The organism is Metabacillus sp. KUDC1714, from assembly GCF_014217835.1.
GTDB lineage: Bacteria > Bacillota > Bacilli > Bacillales > Bacillaceae > Metabacillus > Metabacillus rhizosphaerae.
In genome coordinates this window covers 4,163,050-4,180,828 of the sequence record NZ_CP055263.1, presented here as the reverse complement: position 1 = coordinate 4,180,828, position 17,779 = coordinate 4,163,050, and the positions used below count along the sequence as shown (strand labels likewise).

The window sequence follows — 17,779 nt, the reverse complement described above, 5'->3', positions numbered from 1 at the left end:
GAATTTGCTATGTTAAAAGTTGAAAGATTGTTAGTTAATTATAAAACCTTAGAGGAATTTAAGAAATTTAGAGAATATGGAATACAAGAGCTTTCTATGCTTGAGGATCTGCAGTCAAATATAATTGAAAATGATAGCGACTCACCGTTCTACGGCATTTATTACGGTGACAAGCTAGTCGCACGAATGAGTCTTTATCGTGTAAACAAGAGATTCGATCAATATTTTAGCCCGCAACAGGACTTTTTGGAGCTATGGAAGCTGGAAGTTTTACCAAATTACCAAGGTAAAGGCTATGGAAGAGCACTTGTCGACTACGCAAAATCATTTAATTTACCTATTAAAACAAATCCACGAGTTAAATCAGGAGACTTTTGGTCTAAAATGAACTTTGAACAAGTTAAATACGAAATGGAACGTGACAAAGGAGAAAACCCATTAGTCTGGTATCCTTCAGGTGTCAGTGAACAATAATATATCCTAGTGCTTGCGAGCTTCTGACAAGTAAATAGCTTCGGAATTGCATATATTGGCAAAATACTAAGTGCTTTTTTATGACAAAGGGGCTGACTTCTACTTGAGAGTCAGCCCCTGCTTAGCCCTTTATTTCTCAACTCTTTCTAAATTTCCGTTTTTATCCATTTGAAATTTCACTTTTCTATTTCTTTCATCCTCTTGAAGAATAACCATCTTTCTTGCACGATCCATAATTTCAATTAATGCATGGTAATCTTCTTCAATTACTTCTAAGTTATTTATGAGTGATTCCTTTTCATGTTGTAATTTGGCCACTTCTTCTTCTAATATCTTAATTTTACCTGTTAATTGTCTATTTTCTTGTTGAATCTCTTGCATAGATGGTGCTTCTTCATATTGTTGGAGAAACGTGATGAGATCCTTAATTGCATTTTTAGATTGTACACTAGGCGATTTGCTTTCTTCTTGAGCGATTGGCTCCTTAAGTGGCTCCTCTTCTTGTTGAGGAACAGTCCTAAGCTCTTTTCTTTGTTTCTTCGCTACCTCAATGCCTGTTTTGTATTGTTTGCGAACATGAGAATTCCACCTAAACCCACAAGCAGCAGCGGTTCTTGATAACTTTCGACCAACCTCTTCAAAGGCAGCAAGCTGTGTTGCACCTTCTCGAATGTGCCTTAGTACAACCTCAGCCAACAATAAATCTTCATCATGAGTCCAAGCATCTTGACGCGTAGTAGTCATCTATAATCCCTCCAATAGTCACTTTTTTTCTATACATATGCAACTAGTAGAATAGATAGACTAAATACAATCTATTACTTTTAAAAAAGACTCTAGATAAGCGAGACTAAGACAAGACCAAAAACACTTTGTAAACAAACTATTTAAGTTACTTCTTTCTATTTAAAAATAAAGTAGCAGCACTAAGATGGTCTTCCATCTCCCATAGTTCAGCACATCTATTGATTTCAGACATCATTCTTACATGTAATTGAGTATTGATCCACTGATTTACTTTTACAGATTTATATGCTCTTAGTACATTAGGGTGATCAACTAATGACTCATGTATAAATTGATATGCCTCGATTCGAGCATTTGTATCTGAAACAATCTTTTGGATAAACCCTAAAGAATGCGCTTCCTCAGCAAGCATTGTTCTTGCAGATAAAAGCATTGTCATTGCCTTATCATATGCTAATTTTTCATGTAACATAGTGGATCCTCCCCACCCTGTCGTTATTGCTAAAGAACCTTGAATAAACCCAAGTGAAATACCTTGTTTTGCGATGCGAAAGTCACAAGCTGTAGCAATTTCACAGCCGCCACCTAAGGCAATTCCATTCATAAAGGCAAAGGTTGGAATTGGAAATGTCATAATTTGATAAAGTAATTCCCCCATTTTCGAAAGCATATGGTAGGCTTCGTCCTTTGTTTTCAAATGATGAAAGGCTTCTACATCACCACCTGAACAAAATGCCTTCTCTCCTTCTCCTGTTATAACCATTGCTTTTATATCGTTTCTTTTATATAAAGAATTAAGACTAGCTTTTAATTCATCCATCATTTCCAGGTCTACAGCATTATACTTCAAAGGCCGATTAAGCTTAAGTTCGATAATTCCTTCTTCATATTCATTCATCACAAGTTTATTCATACATATCCTCCTCTCCATTTACTGATTTTCACAAGAACAAAAGCGCAAGCGCCTCGTTCAGCCTAGGGCAAATAAGACGAATTAGAATAGAAGGCGCACTTTGCCTTCTATTCTAAATTGGCTTATGAATACCCACAGTTCAAGAATTTTATAATTTTCATTAACAATAATAAAAGCGTGAAGATCGATTGATCCTCACGCTTCATTAGCTGTAACAAATAATTATTTGCTTACAACGTCTCTTCCTTTGTATGTTCCACAAGCTTTACATACACGGTGAGCTAGTTTGCTTTCACCGCAGCTTGGGCATTCTACCATACCAGGTACTTGTAATTTAAAATGTGTACGACGTAGTCTTTTTCTTGTTTTAGAAGTTCTTCTAAAAGGTACAGCCATTATTCCCACCTCCTTAAAGAGCATTGCATTGTGAATCCGGTAAAACCGGTTCATTCTGTGCTATAAGCTATAGTATATTAACTTTCTTCATTTTCGAAGAATTTTGCTAATCCAGCAAGTCTAGGGTCAATCTTGTTATTCTGATCTTCCTCAGTAATAACTTCCCAATCTTTCCCTGATTGAGGAGCAGCTCCTTCTTCATTTGCACCATCATCACAGAATACCTGGATCGGAATTTCTAATATAAGGATTTCTTTGATAATAGGTGTTAGATCAACAATATCACCCTCAGCAAGATGAAAATCCTCTTCCGTATCATAGTCTGCTGGTTTTAATAAAAATGTTTCTGTTGTATCAATTGAAAATGGATATTGTACATCCACTAATGTTCGAGAACAAGGCAGAACCATTGAACCTGAAATTGATAAATGGAACGTTACTTTACTTGAGCTAATGTCGGCTCTTCCACTAACGCTTACAGGAGAAATATCACGAATGTCTTGATGACTAGTGACAAGCTCACTTAAATCGATTTCTTCTTCAATTTTCAAACCCTTGCTTTGCAATTGATTTAGTTGACTAATTGTCCATTTCAATGTGTATCACCTCAAGGCAACAAAGGTAATTATAGCCTTCGCAATAATATTTGTCAATATTTTTTCTTTACAGTATAAGTATACATGATTATCGCATTTTTACAAAACGAATATCTTGTACCACTCAAATACGGCTTATTTAGCATGTCTTATTTTAATCATCCTATGACTGCTTTGCAAGTTCTTTCTACAATTTTATTAAAATAAATAGCACTATTAAACTTGGTTGTTGATTTCCGCTGTATGCATTATGCACCAATCGACAAAGTGCCAAAATCAACAGTGAGCTTAAAAAGAGTTAATAAATAATGAGATACAAAGTGTTTATAGTTATCATCGTTTAACCTATAATGGATATCAGCATCTATATAAAATTCTAGAACGTGGTGATCATATGAATGCCTTAGGCCTTATCGTAGAATATAATCCTTTTCATAATGGACATTACTATCATTTAACACAATCCATTAAAGAAACAAATGCAGATATTGTTATTGCTGTCATGAGTGGGAACTTTCTGCAAAGAGGAGAACCTGCTATTGTCTCAAAATGGGATAGAACGAAAATGGCTATACATAGTGGAGTAGATTTGGTTGTTGAATTACCTTATGCATTTGCTACACAAAAAGCGGAGACGTTTGCAAATGGTTCCGTTTCTATCCTAGAGGCCTTACAATGTCAATCACTATGCTTTGGTAGTGAATCTGGAGACATTTCTTCCTTCCTTCTTGCAAATGAATTTCTTATACATAACAAAAAGCAATATGAGGAGTTAATCCAACACCATATTAAAACTGGTGTGAGTTACCCTACAGCATTAACTCTTGCATTCCAATCCTTATCTAACGGACATGAAATTTTAGATTTATCTTTACCCAACAATATCCTTGGATTTCATTATGTAAAATCAATTCATCAACAGCAAGCGAAAATAAAACCTTATACAATTAAACGGTCATCAGCCGGTTACCATGAACAAGATTTTGTCTCTTCTACCATAGCTAGTGCGACAAGTATTCGAAAAGCAATATTTGCAAACAAAGATCAGGTAGCAAATTATGTTCCTAAGGAAACGGTAAAAGTCATGGACAAATACAAAGACCAACAAGATCTCTTACACAATTGGGAATATTATTTTCACTTACTAAAGTATTCTATTATGACCATGAGTGAAGAGGATCTACTCACGATTTATGAAGTAGAAGAAGGTTTAGAAAACAGAATCAAAAAAAACATACATTCTGCTGTTAGTTTTCAAGATTTTATGGAACGTATCAAAACGAAACGGTATACATGGACTAGACTACAAAGGTTATGCACACATTTATTAACGAAAACAACCAAACAACAGATGAGTTATATCGACCAGAGCGAAACATCACCATATATAAGGTTATTAGGTATGTCTTCAAAAGGTCAGGGATATTTAAACTCTATAAAAAAACAGATTGAACTTCCGATTATATCTAAGCTATCAACCTTTCAACATCCTTTGCTGGAGTTAGATATAAAGGCTGCAGCTACATATAATATGATATTTCCTGAACCGCTTCGCTCAAAGCTCTTAAGAACTGAATATGCCACTCCACCGATTAGATTAGAAAATAACTAAATAAAAGTCACTGCAAATCGAGTAGGAGGGGGTGACTAACCCCCGACCTCTCACACCACCGTACGTACCGTTCGGTATACGGCGGTTCAAATTAAGTGTGACGTAAAGTTTCGTATCGTTCAGATAGACTTTTGAGACCCTCTTTTCTCCAGAAAGAGTTATTGAGGGCACGGTGAAGGATTGGACTACTGGTTATTCGCCAGTAGCCCTTTCTGCTATTTCCCCATTCATATGCTTTGTGTTTATCAATTCCTAGTCCTATAAGTTTCCTTATCCTTGTTTTAGGAAGTTTCCACTGTTTCCAGTAACACAATCTCAGTCTTCTTCGAATCCAACTTTCCAAACCTTTAAAGATACTTGGAGTATCTGCCAATGCGTAATACCCACACCAACCCACTAAATACTGATTTAATTTCTTTATTCTTACATCCATTGGTATCGGTGATTTTCTTGACGTTATTTCCCTAACCTTCTGTTTAAATCTCTTGATACTTTGTTTGGATATACGTATTTTCGGCTCTTTTCTGTTAGTAAAACTAAAGCCTAAGAATTTTCGGTTCCATGGTCGATCTACGGCTGATTTCTCACGATTTACCTTTAAACTAAGCTTCTTTTCAATGAAAGACGTTACACCCGCAATTGTTCGTAAGCCAGCTTTCTTAGATTTCACGTAAATATTACAATCATCCGCATACCTCACGAATTTATGCCCTCTATTCTCTAATTCTTTATCTAACAAATCTAGAATGATATTTGAAAGTAGTGGACTTAGCGGACCTCCTTGTGGAGTTCCCTCTGTATTTTGTGAGACCACGCCACCCATCATAATCCCGACATTGAGATATTTTCGAACAAGATTTAGTAGAACTTTATCGTCAATACGCTTTGACAGTAGCCCCATGAGTTTGTCATGGTTCACTTTATCGAAGAATTTCTCTAAGTCTATGTCGACTACCCACCTATAACCATCTTCGATGTATCTTTTCGCTTTCCGTACAGCGTCATGCCCTCGCCTTTGTGGACGAAACCCATAACTGTTTTCAGAAAATGTTGGGTCATAAATTGGGGTTAATGTTTGAGTAATCGCTTGTTGAATGAAACGGTCTATCACGGTAGGGATTCCTAGTAATCTAACTCCGCCGTTTGGTTTCGGGATTTCGACACGACGAACGGGTTGAGGTTCATAGGTTCCCTGTTGGAGAGACTTTCTCAATTCGTCCCAGTGCTCGACAATATACGAACGCAGGTATTGGGTCGACATCTTGTCTACACCGTGACTGCCTCCGTTACGTTCCACTCGTTTAAGAGCGTTCAGTAAGTTTTCTCGTGATAGAATTCGTTCCATTAACATTAAGATATATCCTCTCTACGTGAATGAGATGTTCTATTTGTGCCATTAGTAGCTCCACCCTCTTGAAGTCCCCTGTGTATTCACCACTTCTTCCTTCAAGTAAGTCTCGTAAGAGATTGTCTGCTTCTACACTACTTATGAACGCCTAGTTCTCATCCTTCCTAACTTGTTCAGTCCTTCCCTTTCATTCTCGAGTTTGAAAGGTACTATGACCTCTGCTGACTTCTGACTGTTCAGCTATCTATCACTAGATAGGTTACCAAGAGTGCTTGGCTTATCAGTCAGACCTCCCCAGGTAAGAGTACAGTCTTTCACTCCATCTATCTGCTTCATTTACTCTATACCACCTTCGGCAGAAAGGACTTTGTTTTGTTAAGCAAACTCATCCAATGGTATCTAGCCTTATATGAAGTTCGTGTTCCTCAGACCGGAGGTTTGCCGCTCGCTTCCTTCAGATTCTGCGTCACCACAGACACCCTTGCGTTAAGCTACTGCTACTTCTGCCTTCACAGTTCGGGACTTTCACCCTATAGACTGCACCCATGCTGGGCGCACTTAAAAAGAGAAAGGATGATCATTAATCATCCTTTCTCTTTAAGTTTCGTTAAATATTCTACTGCTTCTTCAAATGTATCAATCGGAATTATCTTCATTTCTGTTTTGATCTTTTCTCCAACTTCTATAGCCTCTTTATAATTTGATGTAGGGCTGTCATTTTCATTTGGTGCAAAGAAAATTTCTATCCCTGCTTTGTCTGCGGCAACAATTTTTTGTGATATCCCTCCGATTGGACCAACTTCTCCTTCTGTGTTAATTGTTCCTGTACCTGCGATATCATAGCCTTTCGTCAAATCCTTTTCTGTTAGCTGGTTATATATTTCAAGTGAGATCATCAATCCTGCTGAAGGCCCTCCTATTTCCTTTGTATTTAGTTTAATATCCGGCTCTACTTCTATTTGTCGATCCGTGATTAGTGAAATTCCAATCCCTACCTTTTTAGGATCCTCTGTAAATGGTGCCAGCTTAATTTTTGCTTGTTTTTGCTTTTCTTCTCTTTCAAAGGTAATTGCTAGTTCATCTCCGGCTTTCTTTTTACCAACATACTCGATAAATTCTTCTGCCGTTTGAAAATCCTTATTGTCCACTTTATAAATTCGATCTCCCACTTTTAGGACATCTGCAGCAGGCATGTCTTTTACAATTCCATCAACATATATACCGTGGAATGTATAATCAACTTGTTTATTTGCTTTTTTATAAGCAATAGTAATCGCTGATTCCTGTGATGCTTCCATCATATGTAATTGTCTATTATAGTACTCTTCATCTGTCTCATCTTCTCTTTTAATTTCCTCTAGAGGATGGATGTAATAATAATCATGTAGCTTTGCCCACATATAAGTTAACGGATTTGCTCTTCCAAACCGAACAGTTGTTAAAGAAAAGCTTCCCTCTTCATCTTCAAATCCATTTTGAACCTCCACGATCGGCTCTAGTTCTGAAGCCATTCCTGGTTGTGTTACGTAATAAGGAAGCTTAATAAATGTCATGATTAGTACAATCATTGCTAACAAGATAAGAGAACGAAATATAGTTTTACTTTTCATGACTGTTTGTCTCCTTCCACTGTGCTATAAGCCTATGTATTTTTTCTATATGCTGAATAGCTTCCTTCTCACCTATCTCAATAATTTCCTTTATATTTGTAAAAGCTCGAGAATTATATTGTTCGACATGAGGACGTATCATAACATCTGATGCGATTTCCCGATGATGAACAAGCTCATCCTGCATAATATCGAGACTTTGCAAAATCACATCAAATATTGACGTTATATCCTCATTTCGCTTTACATGTGAAACATCAACTGCGATCACAATATCTGCCCCCATTTCCTTTACAACCGAAACAGGTACTCTGTCAACAACACCTCCATCTACTAATAGTCTACCATCAATTTTTTCTGGAACAAAGATACCTGGTATAGCAATACTAGCTCTAACTGCATCTGCTACAGGTCCATCTTTAAATATAACCTTTTTTCCATCATATAAATCCGTAGCGACAACAGCTACTGGAATATCTAATTCAGCAAATGTTTTTCTATGTGTAAATAAGCGAATTAATTCCTTTACACGATTACCTGCAATAAAACCCATTTTTGGAACTGTAAAATCCAAGTAATACTTCCTCTTAAAAGCTAAGGCAAATTGATACAATCTGTCTATACTTATGCCTGAAGCATAGAAGCTACCAACTAGTGCTCCCATACTGCTTCCAGCGATTAAATCAATAGAAATTCCTTCATCATGTAATACCTTTAATACCCCCAAGTGTGCAAACCCTCTTGCACCACCTGATCCAAGCGCTAGTCCAATCTTTGGCTCCTTTGTCAAGGAGATACCCTCCTTTTAGTTCATTATTAGCAAATTTTATAAGAGATTGTTGCGTTGACCCTATAAAATACAACATTAAGATTTAACAAAGTCTTACGATAAAAATATTTTTTTATAAAGATATGAGTAAAATAGCCGATTCATCCAATTCTTTGCACTTTTATTTTTCAAAACAATGGTATAGCTCATTCTTATGGTCTAAAATGTGCACCTATTCTCGTATATTGAACTAAAGAGGTTTGTACAACAACTTGGAAAAGTGCTTCATCCACATTTGTGCGTATACCTATTATGACCCGTATGTTTAGGAGGCATCACAATTTGAGTCTTTCAAAACTTAAAACAATTTTTTTTGCTACTTTTATAGGTGGACTAACGATTGCAATCATCCTTAATCCTAAAGAATCGCTAGAAGCATCCATCAGAGGATTAACAATTTGGTGGGAAGTTGTTTTTCCATCTTTACTCCCCTTTTTTATTGTATCAGAATTACTCATTGGTTTTGGAGTTGTAAAGTTTATTGGTGTATTACTTGAGCCTCTAATGCGACCGATCTTCCGTGTACCAGGTGTTGGTGGCTTTGTTTGGGCGATGGGAATGGCATCTGGCAATCCAGCAGGTGCAAAGCTTACTGCTAGAATACGGCAGGAAAAACAAATAACGGCATTACAAGCAGAACGATTAGTCTCTTTTACAAGCTCATCTAATCCCCTATTTATTTTCGGAGCGGTAGCTGTTGGCTTTTTTAATGATGCTTCCCTAGGCATATTATTAGCTGCTGCACACTATTTAGGTAATTTATGTGTAGGTCTCACGATGAGATATTATGGGGGAATTGACTCATCACTAAAAACTGAAAAAAAGCACATGATTTTTCCACCGTTAAAATTAGCCTTTAGAGAGTTACATTTAACTAGAATAAAGGAATCTCGACCTCTTGGAAAAATGCTTGGGGATGCTGTGATCTCTTCTATCCAAACACTGCTTATGATTGGTGGATTTATCATTCTTTTCTCTGTTTTCAACAAAATATTATCACTAATCCATGTAACTGAATGGATTGCGATCGTTTTTTCTGGAGGATTAACTTTATTACATATTTCTACTGATCTAAGTGTACCACTTATTACAGGAATCTTTGAAATCACTTTAGGTAATCAGTTTGTTAGTGAATCTACAGCAAATTTATTAGATAAAGTAATGGTTGCCAGCTTTATATTAGCTTTTGGTGGTTTATCCATTCAAGCACAGGTTGCAAGTATATTAGCTGATACAGATATTCGCTTTCAGCCATTTTTCATAGCGCGAATTTTGCAAGGTATTTACTCTGCGATTATTGCATTCTTTTTATTTAAACCACTTTATTTAAATTTACAATCTTATCATTCTAATGAATTACCCGTCTTTTTTATGAGACATAGTCCTAAGTGGGCTATTGACTATTGGGAAACAATTTTACATGTAGGACCACTTATCACCATTCTTTCATTATGTGTTTATGTTTACTTATATGGTAAACGCAATGTGTTTACTAAAACGCCATAGTGTTTCAACAATGTAAAAGGTGAGGGTTCTTCCCTCACCTTTTACTCATCAATGAATTTACTTTTTAATGCCTTTTCAACCACTTCAGGAACCAGCTCTGCTATATCCCCTTTATATTTTGCGACTTCTTTAACTATGCTGGAGCTTAAAAATGAATATTGATTATTCGTCATCATAAAAAATGTTTCAATATTATCATCTAAAACTCTGTTCATTGAAGTTATTTGCATTTCATATTCGAAATCTGAAACAGCACGAAGTCCTCTTAAAATCGTTTGAGCTTTCTTTTCCCGTGCATAATCAATGAGCAATCCCTTAAAGGTCTCAACAATGACATTTGGAATATCCTTTGTTACTTCACTAATTAATTCACATCGCTCTTCAACCGAAAATAAAGGTTGTTTGGAGGAATTGTTTAATACACAAACATACACTTGATCAAATACCTTTGCCCCCCTTTTAATAATATCTAAGTGACCATATGTAATTGGATCGAAGCTTCCAGGACATACTGCTATGCTTCCCATCTTTATTCCTCCCCTAAACTACTTTTATATCCATATACGGTAATAGAGGTCATTCCGTATGTTTCATACTTTATTTGGATAAATTGGTCGATCTCTACAGGCAATTGAACTTCTGATCCATGCTCCGTAACAATAAATCCACCCTCTTCTAGCAAATTATTTTCACTAATTGAGGTTATAAGCGCTTTCAACTTTTGTTGCTTATACGGTGGGTCTAAAAAGATTAATTCAAATCGAAGTTCGCGTTTAATTATTGCTTTTATTGCTCGTTCAGCATCATTTCGATATACTTCAGATGCCTCAACTGCAAGGCATGCTTCTAAATTTTTATGTATCGTTTGAATAGCCTTTGCTTCTCGATCAACAAAAATACACCTTTCAATCCCACGACTCAAAGCTTCGATACCTAACCCTCCGCTACCTGCAAACAAATCCAAGGCATTTCCACCATCAAAATACGGACCAACCATATTAAAGATCGCTTCTTTTACCTTATCAGTTGTAGGTCTTGTGGTCACCCCTGGTACTGCTTTTAATTGTCTACCTTTATAATTACCTGAAACTACTCTCATATCTGTCACCACTACTTTTTTATTTACATCTCTACAAAGGATTTTCTATGGATCTCTATGTATGTGAAAATCTCTATACTTGTAGAAGATTCACTTTATCCTACCATAGCACTTCTATATGTTACAATATCTGATCATTGTGAAAGAAGTTTAGAAAAAATTTTTTCTTTTATGTATATGGAAAAACCATTTGGTGATAATGAGTAGTAACAACATCGATTCGTTGATGTTGTTGCCAACCGCGGAGAAGACTTACGTTTCCCCATAAGTTCTTCCTCCGGTTTCTCCTCTCCCTTTGCCTTCAACCTTTTACATGTGAAAAGGTTTTGAAGGACCCTACAGAGTATATCTGTAGGGTTTTTTTTCGTACAAAACTATGATTTTTACTATACTTCTCATTTTAACATCTTCATGTTATAGTGAAAATTCAGTTTAAAATGGACGTATATAATATTTTAGGGGGAAGTTATATGATTCAACGATTTATTGAGTTAGGTGAAGGCTATTCTGATATTTATGAACTTATTGAAACAGCAAGAGCTAACAAACATCGTGTGTCTAAGCTAATTGCCTTACATACAAAAGTTAATGAAAAAGCGGTTACTTCCTTAGTTGTAATTATGCAACCGACTGATCAAGGGAAATTCCAGGCTCTTTATATTTGTCGTGAAGGGATTCCAAATCCACACGTTAAGGAAAATAAACGCTATGAGTTATTTGAAGTTCTTTCAGCTTATTTAAACAAAGACATTATTCAAATTGATGTTAAACCATCAAATATGTTTAATGAGCTTGAACTTTATTATCAGCATTTGATTGGGATATTAAGGTTAAATCATTATATCCCACCAATGCAATAGGAAGCTGAAAAAACAAATAGCAAAAGCACGTCCTGTACTTCATATATTGCTGCAGTTCAATTAAGATTTTATTTGTTTCCAATAACGTAAAAAGGGCTGTCCTTTAGGAAAGAAAGACATTTACATGTAATTCTTTCTGAAGACAACCCTTTTTATCGAATCAGAATTTATAACTTTTCTTACTCAGTTTTGGTTTTATGTTCCAGCACTTACACCCTTGGGAACTGATCAAGAAGCCTTGCGCTTTTCTTAAATGTTTATTTCACAAGTTATAAACCTATCTTATAATCATATTCCTTCGCTTTATCCACTTTAGATTCAAATTCAAGTTTTAAATGAGGCTTATAGGATGGTTCTGCATGTTTCACAAACGAGTAGGAAGTAAGCTTTTGTACAGTTTGCTCCACCATATCCATATTGCAATATAAAACAACATATTTTAATCGTTTTGAAACATAGTGAACGTTTCCAAATTTCCTAAGCATTTTTATATGCTTTAATGAGTGAAGCCAAACGACTATACCTTGACGTTTTTCAAACATATTGATTCTCCCTTATTTATATAAAAGAACTTTTCCCTTTAACTATTTATCGCTCCACTTTAAAAGTCTAGCAAAAATTTTCAATTCTAACAATATTCCTTCATGGAATTTTCAAAAAAAATAAAACGAGTGTATTTAACTCGTTTTATGACACCTTACAGCCACACCCTCCACCAGAACCACAACCTCCTCCACAGCTTGACCCAGTGTCAAAGAAGGGATTACCTGTCGGAACTTTAATATTCACAGAAACGGCTTGGCCAACTTGAACACTTATTTCATCAAGTAATGCTTGCAGTTCATTTTCTGCTTTTTTAAAATTGAACACACTCTGATTTAAATCGAGTTCTCTTTTTATATCACGCATATCCTTTGATATCTTTCGATAATCCGGATGGTATTTACCAAAGCGCTGGACATCTTCATATAAGTCCTTCGTTTTCGCAAATTGAGAAATGAGCTGTTGAGCATCTTTGTCATTTTTTAATCTATAGAAACTACGACGATATTCTTCTGCCGGCACCGACTTGAGAACCAAGCTTGCAAGTTGTTCCGCTTCATCTAGTAGTAACATGCTTTCAATAGTAGCAAACATAGAGTATTTGCACCTCCAGCATTCATTTTACCATGAATAGAAGAAAATGAAAATCATCTACCTTGTCACATATATTATTGGATCGAAACCGTCCATATTTTTTTTAAATCATAAGTTGTTGAATCATTGTGAACAACCTCCACCATCATTTCATGTACACCTCTGTTTAATCCCTTTACAATAAAGGCTGCAGTATTCATGTCATCAATCTTTTTCCCATCTACAGATACTTCAATATGACCTTCTCCACTTACTTTATTACCGCCCTTTTCTTTAAAAGAAAAATTAGGAATATAACATTCTACATATACATCTTTATTTCGTACATAATGTTTTATATTCAAGGAAGCCAGTTGACTTTGACTTACAACCTCAACTACATCATTAGAAACATTCGTCACATGGAGAGGGACTAATATTACATTTCCCTCAGGACGTGGCTTGTCTTCTACACAACCTGTCATTCCAATTAATATGAATACAAGAGCTAATAACCGTTTCATTTTATCGCCTCCTTTTTTGTATTGTTTACAAATAAGGATAAAATCATGAATATTTCTTTTGTTTTGGCTCTCTTCTAAAAGATTGTTGTTTTTGAACAAAACTGATTAGGTTGATTGGAACGGATATGCGAGACTCCTGTGGGAGTAGCGGGACAGATGAGACCCCGCAGGCGCTTCGCGCTGAGGAGGCTCACCGCCCGCCCCACGGAAAGCGAGCATCCTCTCGCTGCAATCAACCAACCCAATACTATTTTAAAAGCAACAAAGTTTGCGAATCAGCCTTTGTTTTTAACTTTAATTGACTAAAACAGTTTTCGTTTTAAAAGCAACAATCTCTTAGATAAGAGCCATAAGAAAAAACGACTTAAAAAAGCCGTTTAATCCTGTTGTCTCATTGTTTGAAACATCGCAATCATCATTTGTGCCATTTGAACTGAATTAGAAAATTGCTGTACTTTATGAGGAATTGTTTTTTGATAATAGTTCATCATTTCTATTTCTAATGACTCTAGGTCATTAGGATTTCTAGACAGTTTACGAAACCAATGTGGCTGTTCTCGGATAAATGTCTGTCGTTCTTTATTAGCGCGAATATGTTCCTGAATTTCTTTTCTCATCCAACCCCTCCTACATGTGCCTCGGTTTTATTTCCTGACACACATTAATTAGGCGTGCCTATTAATCCTTTCTAAATGAGAAGGGTTGTTGATTACTACCTGATGATTTTTGCCCTGAACTTTTTGATAGTCCAAATTGATCAAACAATCCTTGAATCGTTGATATCGTACTACTCATATTTGAAATATGATGGTTAACTGTGTTCATATCCATATTTTTTACCGCTGAAAACATTTGAGACATAAAATCAGCTTTTTTTTCTTCTGATTGCTCCTCGCTATTTTCATCTTTATATTGTTTCCATACAACATCTTTCTCACCAAGTAAATACCAATCCTCAAATACTTCCTGCCATTCCTTATTTCCCTTTCTTACCTCTTGTACAAGCTTTGGATGTTCTTTCACAAATTCTTTAAATTTTTGAACAGATGGATGTGGTTTTTTTGATGCCATTATCTTCACCTCATTGATACATTTGCCTATAATATGTTATTGAAAAACAGCAATAATGTTCGCCCATTTTAGAAAGGCAGATTTCGGAGTTTTCTCATGAAATACTTAAAGCAGGTTTAAAACAAACAAATAGAAAAGAGTCTTTAGAAACAATTGCTACAGCAAAGAAAATTTTGGTAAACTATCACTAGCAAAAGGAGAGGGTTAGCCATATGACAAAGGACGAGTTAATACAATTAACAAACGAGGTATTACAAAATGCAGATAACGAGGATCTATATGTACTAGAACTTTTACTTAGTGGATTAAAAAGGAAGCAATATCATGAAAAGGGCTCTTATATCGGTGCGTTACTTCATGCAGAAGGCGAGTTTAAAGACAATCAATTTACAATAAGGATTCCAAATACACCTATTATTCAAAACTCATTAAACATTGTCCATGGTGGTATTACAGCAACGTTACTTGACTCAGCAATGGGTGGACTTGTTCATCATTTACTACCTCCTGACAAAACTGCTGTAACAACAGAAATTAAAATAAATTATGTAGCACCAGGTGTTGGAAAAGAATTAATATGTAGGACTAACACAATTCATAAGGGAAATAAAACAGTTGTAACTGAAGGAAAGGTTTTCCGAGACGACGGAACCCTTATCGCACATAGTACGGCAAGCTTTTTTATTATCAATAGAAGTTAATTGGGGATATTAAAACAAGAAAATTTTTTATAAAGAAACAGAGTAATGTTTGTAAAAAAAAGACGAAATTCGGTAAATTCTATCTGAACGATAAAAGAAAAAGGGTATTTGTCTGCTTTCTTTGATTAGCATATGCAAAAACGACGTGCCTATCTTAAGCTAAAGTGAGACTTGATTCAGTGGGATTCTCCATTGAATGGCTGCGTAACTTTTCACTCTTAAAACGCCAGATTCTGTGAACTTCGACTGACTTTGATAACCTGTCCATCGACGTAGATTTTTAAGAGTAGTTTCCCCCTCACCCCAACTTTCTCCTTAAAAACTTAATCGTGCTTCGATTTACTGCTCGTTAAGTATTGGGGTAATTGGTTTCCTAAACACAAAAAGGATGGCTACATTGTTGTAACCACCCTTTTCTTCACTCCACTTGTTCCCATTTTTTTATAAAGTTTTGCGTATAATATAGCCCGTCAACACCAACACCTAAGTGCGTAAATTCCTCATTTAGCAATGCTTCACGGTGACCTTTACTATTCAACCAGCCTTCTGAAGCTGCAATCCCGTCCACATATTGTGCAGCAATATTTTCTCCTGCCATTTCATATTTCACATTAAATTCAGCAAGGCGATCAACCAAGGTTCCTTCAGTTGGAGATTCATGGGAAAAATAATTATTTAACTTCATATCCTCACTGTGTAAAAAAGCAACTTGTGATGTTACATCGTCCCAATTAACCAATGGAATCCCATGTCTTGTACGAATCACATTTGTAATCGATAATATTTGTTGCTCTGAGCCACTCTCAATTCTCTCCCATTTTTCTTCACTGTTTTCTTTAGCTTCAATTAATTCACCACGATATGTTACTTCATATGAGCGCTGTTTAATAAACGTTTCTGGATCCAAAACCCGTATACTTGATAATATCCCATCAAACTTATCAATATATAATTGCACAAAGACATCTCCGAGTTTAACTGTAGGTCTCGTATTCATATCTTCTTCTGAAAACTCAAAACGATAAGAGTTTCCTACATATTCTAGTGACAAACTTGGCGAAACTGGCGCGATTTTAAATACCTCTTGAACAGGTTGTCCAATTTTAAAAGGCTTGGCATTTACCTCACTACCGATTCCATACACAGTAACAACCTTTTGATCTAAGATTCCTATTTGCATATACTTGTCATTTGCTTGTTCATAAATCCACCAATCATAATCATATGCTGAAGGATCGATTCGATCTGGCTCACCAAATAAAGCTGTTATTTCCTCAGATGATTTATTCATTAAGGACAATATCCCGTCAGCTGGAAGGTTAGCTGTTCCATCTTTTGTGACAGCTTCTTTTTCCTTTGATAATTCTTCATTTGAAATTTGGACATTTTCTTCCTCGTGCTGTTCGCTGGGAGTGTATTGTCCGAAATAGATAAATAACGTATAACTTATAAATATAATAAAAAATATGACAACCGTTCGAATGATAATCCGCAGTTTAAGCCCCTCCTAACTACTCTTCTTTCTATCATTATATGAAAACTTCTTATTGATATACTTTTTATTTGACATGTAAAGTAGTATTACTAATATTCCCGATAAAAAGTCTGTTAAACAAAGTATATTATATGATTCCGTAATTTCCTAACATATTGAACAAAATAGTTCCAAATTAACAAAACTTTTCTAAAAACGAAATTAATTTCTAACGAAAAAGCTGTTTTCGCAAACTTTGTGGGTATTTACCAAGTAATACGGTGTGGTTATTGCAGCGAGAGAAGCTCGTTTTCCGCGGGGAAGGCGGTGAGCCTCCTTAGCGTAAAAGTCTGCAGGAGTCTCACAATCAGTTCCAATCAACCTGAATTAGTTTTTGTTTTAAAAGCAAATCTCATAGAAAAAAACCAACTAAAAAAATAGACACCCAAAAGAAGGTGCCTATTTCAACTTCAATTACTTTCATATGATTCTGATATATCTGATAAGGCATCGCCAGCTTCTTCACCTGTTGTATAGTTTTTTGAAAGGTCACCTAATGAAACGATTCCAACCAGCTTTCCATTATCCACGACAGGCAATCGTCTAACTTGATGCTTGGCCATCATATGTGCAGCCTCATCTAAAGATGCATTTGATTCAATCGAGTAAATATGATCACTCATAACATTTGTCACTTGATTAGATCCTGGATGTTTCTCTGCAATGCCTCTAACAACTAAATCTCGATCTGTAATCATGCCGATTAACTTTTGATCTTCTACAATCGGAATTGCTCCTACATTTAAATCCTTCATTTTCACAGCTACTTCATATACATTATCTAATGGTGTACAATACTCAATATTTGACGTCATAATATCTTTCACGGTTTGCATCGATTTT

Annotated in this window: 21 protein-coding genes; 5 read left to right on the top strand and 16 right to left on the bottom strand. The window is 35.7% G+C overall.

The genetic code is table 11. From position 1 onward, the window contains the following. Nucleotides 1–9: 9 nt before the first annotated feature. Nucleotides 10–474, top strand: a complete 465-nt coding sequence (locus tag HUW50_RS19220) for an N-acetyltransferase (protein WP_066335948.1) — start codon at nt 10–12, stop codon at nt 472–474. Between the two features lie 129 nt (nt 475–603). Here HUW50_RS19220 and HUW50_RS19215 read toward each other — a convergent pair whose 3' ends face one another. The 4 genes from HUW50_RS19215 to HUW50_RS19200 form a co-directional block, all read right to left on the bottom strand. Further along, complete coding sequence (locus HUW50_RS19215; RefSeq protein WP_066335951.1) at nt 604–1,218, bottom strand: RsfA family transcriptional regulator; 615 nt, start codon at nt 1,216–1,218, stop codon at nt 604–606. A gap of 148 nt (nt 1,219–1,366) precedes the next feature. Beyond that, nucleotides 1,367–2,134 (bottom strand): enoyl-CoA hydratase/isomerase family protein, encoded by a 768-nt coding sequence (locus HUW50_RS19210; RefSeq protein WP_066335961.1) that lies wholly within the window; start codon nt 2,132–2,134, stop codon nt 1,367–1,369. A gap of 222 nt (nt 2,135–2,356) precedes the next feature. After that, nucleotides 2,357–2,530 (bottom strand): 50S ribosomal protein L32, encoded by a 174-nt coding sequence (gene rpmF / locus HUW50_RS19205; RefSeq protein ID WP_066335963.1) that lies wholly within the window; start codon nt 2,528–2,530, stop codon nt 2,357–2,359. A gap of 77 nt (nt 2,531–2,607) precedes the next feature. Further along, entirely contained in the window at nt 2,608–3,126 is a 519-nt protein-coding gene (locus HUW50_RS19200) for a YceD family protein (protein WP_066335964.1), read from the bottom strand. A 394-nt stretch (nt 3,127–3,520) separates the two neighbouring features. Here HUW50_RS19200 and HUW50_RS19195 point away from each other — a divergent pair, with 394 nt between their 5' ends. After that, nucleotides 3,521–4,738 (top strand): nucleotidyltransferase, encoded by a 1,218-nt coding sequence (locus HUW50_RS19195; RefSeq protein ID WP_066335966.1) that lies wholly within the window; start codon nt 3,521–3,523, stop codon nt 4,736–4,738. A 91-nt stretch (nt 4,739–4,829) separates the two neighbouring features. Here HUW50_RS19195 and ltrA read toward each other — a convergent pair whose 3' ends face one another. The 3 genes from ltrA to HUW50_RS19180 all read right to left on the bottom strand — a co-directional run bounded on the left by ltrA (nt 4,830) and on the right by HUW50_RS19180 (nt 8,486). Next, the gene (gene ltrA, locus HUW50_RS19190) at nt 4,830–6,089 is read right to left on the bottom strand and encodes a group II intron reverse transcriptase/maturase (protein ID WP_185653122.1); all 1,260 of its coding nucleotides are present in this window, start codon (nt 6,087–6,089) and stop codon (nt 4,830–4,832) included. Between the two features lie 581 nt (nt 6,090–6,670). After that, on the bottom strand, nt 6,671–7,696 hold the full coding sequence (locus HUW50_RS19185) for a SepM family pheromone-processing serine protease (RefSeq protein WP_066330460.1): 1,026 nt from the start codon (nt 7,694–7,696) through the stop codon (nt 6,671–6,673). Then, complete coding sequence (locus HUW50_RS19180) at nt 7,686–8,486, bottom strand: patatin-like phospholipase family protein (protein ID WP_066330461.1); 801 nt, start codon at nt 8,484–8,486, stop codon at nt 7,686–7,688. Before HUW50_RS19180 ends, HUW50_RS19185 begins: the two co-directional genes overlap by 11 nt. Before the next feature lie 321 nt (nt 8,487–8,807). On the opposite strand from HUW50_RS19180, the gene ylbJ reads away from it, so the two are divergent. Then, the gene (gene ylbJ, locus HUW50_RS19175; protein WP_066330462.1) at nt 8,808–10,031 is read left to right on the top strand and encodes a sporulation integral membrane protein YlbJ; all 1,224 of its coding nucleotides are present in this window, start codon (nt 8,808–8,810) and stop codon (nt 10,029–10,031) included. A gap of 41 nt (nt 10,032–10,072) precedes the next feature. On the opposite strand, the gene coaD is transcribed toward ylbJ, so the two are convergent. Both coaD and rsmD read right to left on the bottom strand, forming a co-directional pair. Continuing rightward, on the bottom strand, nt 10,073–10,558 hold the full coding sequence (gene coaD, locus HUW50_RS19170; protein WP_066330463.1) for a pantetheine-phosphate adenylyltransferase: 486 nt from the start codon (nt 10,556–10,558) through the stop codon (nt 10,073–10,075). Nucleotides 10,559–10,560: 2 nt separating this feature from the next. Further along, complete coding sequence (gene rsmD / locus HUW50_RS19165) at nt 10,561–11,130, bottom strand: 16S rRNA (guanine(966)-N(2))-methyltransferase RsmD (protein WP_066330464.1); 570 nt, start codon at nt 11,128–11,130, stop codon at nt 10,561–10,563. A 470-nt stretch (nt 11,131–11,600) separates the two neighbouring features. On the opposite strand from rsmD, the gene HUW50_RS19160 reads away from it, so the two are divergent. Next, nucleotides 11,601–11,990, top strand: a complete 390-nt coding sequence (locus HUW50_RS19160) for a DUF7147 family protein (RefSeq protein ID WP_066330466.1) — start codon at nt 11,601–11,603, stop codon at nt 11,988–11,990. Nucleotides 11,991–12,259: 269 nt separating this feature from the next. Here HUW50_RS19160 and HUW50_RS19155 read toward each other — a convergent pair whose 3' ends face one another. From HUW50_RS19155 to ylbD, 5 genes are all read right to left on the bottom strand, one after another. Continuing rightward, nucleotides 12,260–12,532, bottom strand: coding sequence for a YlbG family protein (locus HUW50_RS19155; RefSeq protein ID WP_066330470.1), 273 nt, complete (start codon nt 12,530–12,532; stop codon nt 12,260–12,262). Nucleotides 12,533–12,677: 145 nt separating this feature from the next. Continuing rightward, nucleotides 12,678–13,127, bottom strand: coding sequence for a YlbF/YmcA family competence regulator (locus tag HUW50_RS19150; protein ID WP_066330472.1), 450 nt, complete (start codon nt 13,125–13,127; stop codon nt 12,678–12,680). A 74-nt stretch (nt 13,128–13,201) separates the two neighbouring features. Further along, nucleotides 13,202–13,630, bottom strand: coding sequence for a hypothetical protein (locus tag HUW50_RS19145; protein WP_185653121.1), 429 nt, complete (start codon nt 13,628–13,630; stop codon nt 13,202–13,204). 377 nt (nt 13,631–14,007) lie between these two features. Beyond that, on the bottom strand, nt 14,008–14,247 hold the full coding sequence (locus tag HUW50_RS19140; RefSeq protein WP_066330477.1) for a YlbE-like family protein: 240 nt from the start codon (nt 14,245–14,247) through the stop codon (nt 14,008–14,010). Between the two features lie 61 nt (nt 14,248–14,308). Continuing rightward, complete coding sequence (gene ylbD / locus HUW50_RS19135; RefSeq protein WP_066330482.1) at nt 14,309–14,701, bottom strand: YlbD family protein; 393 nt, start codon at nt 14,699–14,701, stop codon at nt 14,309–14,311. A 212-nt stretch (nt 14,702–14,913) separates the two neighbouring features. Here ylbD and HUW50_RS19130 point away from each other — a divergent pair, with 212 nt between their 5' ends. Continuing rightward, the gene (locus tag HUW50_RS19130) at nt 14,914–15,402 is read left to right on the top strand and encodes a PaaI family thioesterase (RefSeq protein ID WP_066330483.1); all 489 of its coding nucleotides are present in this window, start codon (nt 14,914–14,916) and stop codon (nt 15,400–15,402) included. Nucleotides 15,403–15,820: 418 nt separating this feature from the next. On the opposite strand, the gene HUW50_RS19125 is transcribed toward HUW50_RS19130, so the two are convergent. Both HUW50_RS19125 and HUW50_RS19120 read right to left on the bottom strand, forming a co-directional pair. Next, the gene (locus HUW50_RS19125) at nt 15,821–16,897 is read right to left on the bottom strand and encodes a CAP domain-containing protein (RefSeq protein WP_066330485.1); all 1,077 of its coding nucleotides are present in this window, start codon (nt 16,895–16,897) and stop codon (nt 15,821–15,823) included. Nucleotides 16,898–17,346: 449 nt separating this feature from the next. Next, the gene (locus HUW50_RS19120; RefSeq protein WP_066330487.1) at nt 17,347–17,772 is read right to left on the bottom strand and encodes a CBS domain-containing protein; all 426 of its coding nucleotides are present in this window, start codon (nt 17,770–17,772) and stop codon (nt 17,347–17,349) included. Nucleotides 17,773–17,779: the final 7 nt, after the last annotated feature.

What these genes read in the sequence shown, in the direction of transcription:
- HUW50_RS19220 (WP_066335948.1), top strand. Translation starts at nt 10, where the DNA reads ATGTTAAAAGTTGAAAGATTGTTAGTTAATTATAAAACCTTAGAGGAA.
- HUW50_RS19215 (WP_066335951.1), bottom strand. Translation starts at nt 1,218, where the DNA reads ATGACTACTACGCGTCAAGATGCTTGGACTCATGATGAAGATTTATTG.
- HUW50_RS19210 (WP_066335961.1), bottom strand. Translation starts at nt 2,134, where the DNA reads ATGAATAAACTTGTGATGAATGAATATGAAGAAGGAATTATCGAACTT.
- rpmF (WP_066335963.1), bottom strand. Translation starts at nt 2,530, where the DNA reads ATGGCTGTACCTTTTAGAAGAACTTCTAAAACAAGAAAAAGACTACGT.
- HUW50_RS19195 (WP_066335966.1), top strand. Translation starts at nt 3,521, where the DNA reads ATGAATGCCTTAGGCCTTATCGTAGAATATAATCCTTTTCATAATGGA.
- ltrA (WP_185653122.1), bottom strand. Translation starts at nt 6,089, where the DNA reads ATGTTAATGGAACGAATTCTATCACGAGAAAACTTACTGAACGCTCTT.
- HUW50_RS19185 (WP_066330460.1), bottom strand. Translation starts at nt 7,696, where the DNA reads ATGAAAAGTAAAACTATATTTCGTTCTCTTATCTTGTTAGCAATGATT.
- coaD (WP_066330463.1), bottom strand. Translation starts at nt 10,558, where the DNA reads ATGGGAAGCATAGCAGTATGTCCTGGAAGCTTCGATCCAATTACATAT.
- rsmD (WP_066330464.1), bottom strand. Translation starts at nt 11,130, where the DNA reads ATGAGAGTAGTTTCAGGTAATTATAAAGGTAGACAATTAAAAGCAGTA.
- HUW50_RS19160 (WP_066330466.1), top strand. Translation starts at nt 11,601, where the DNA reads ATGATTCAACGATTTATTGAGTTAGGTGAAGGCTATTCTGATATTTAT.
- HUW50_RS19155 (WP_066330470.1), bottom strand. Translation starts at nt 12,532, where the DNA reads ATGTTTGAAAAACGTCAAGGTATAGTCGTTTGGCTTCACTCATTAAAG.
- HUW50_RS19150 (WP_066330472.1), bottom strand. Translation starts at nt 13,127, where the DNA reads ATGTTTGCTACTATTGAAAGCATGTTACTACTAGATGAAGCGGAACAA.
- HUW50_RS19145 (WP_185653121.1), bottom strand. Translation starts at nt 13,630, where the DNA reads ATGAAACGGTTATTAGCTCTTGTATTCATATTAATTGGAATGACAGGT.
- HUW50_RS19140 (WP_066330477.1), bottom strand. Translation starts at nt 14,247, where the DNA reads ATGAGAAAAGAAATTCAGGAACATATTCGCGCTAATAAAGAACGACAG.
- ylbD (WP_066330482.1), bottom strand. Translation starts at nt 14,701, where the DNA reads ATGGCATCAAAAAAACCACATCCATCTGTTCAAAAATTTAAAGAATTT.
- HUW50_RS19130 (WP_066330483.1), top strand. Translation starts at nt 14,914, where the DNA reads ATGACAAAGGACGAGTTAATACAATTAACAAACGAGGTATTACAAAAT.
- HUW50_RS19120 (WP_066330487.1), bottom strand. Translation starts at nt 17,772, where the DNA reads ATGCAAACCGTGAAAGATATTATGACGTCAAATATTGAGTATTGTACA.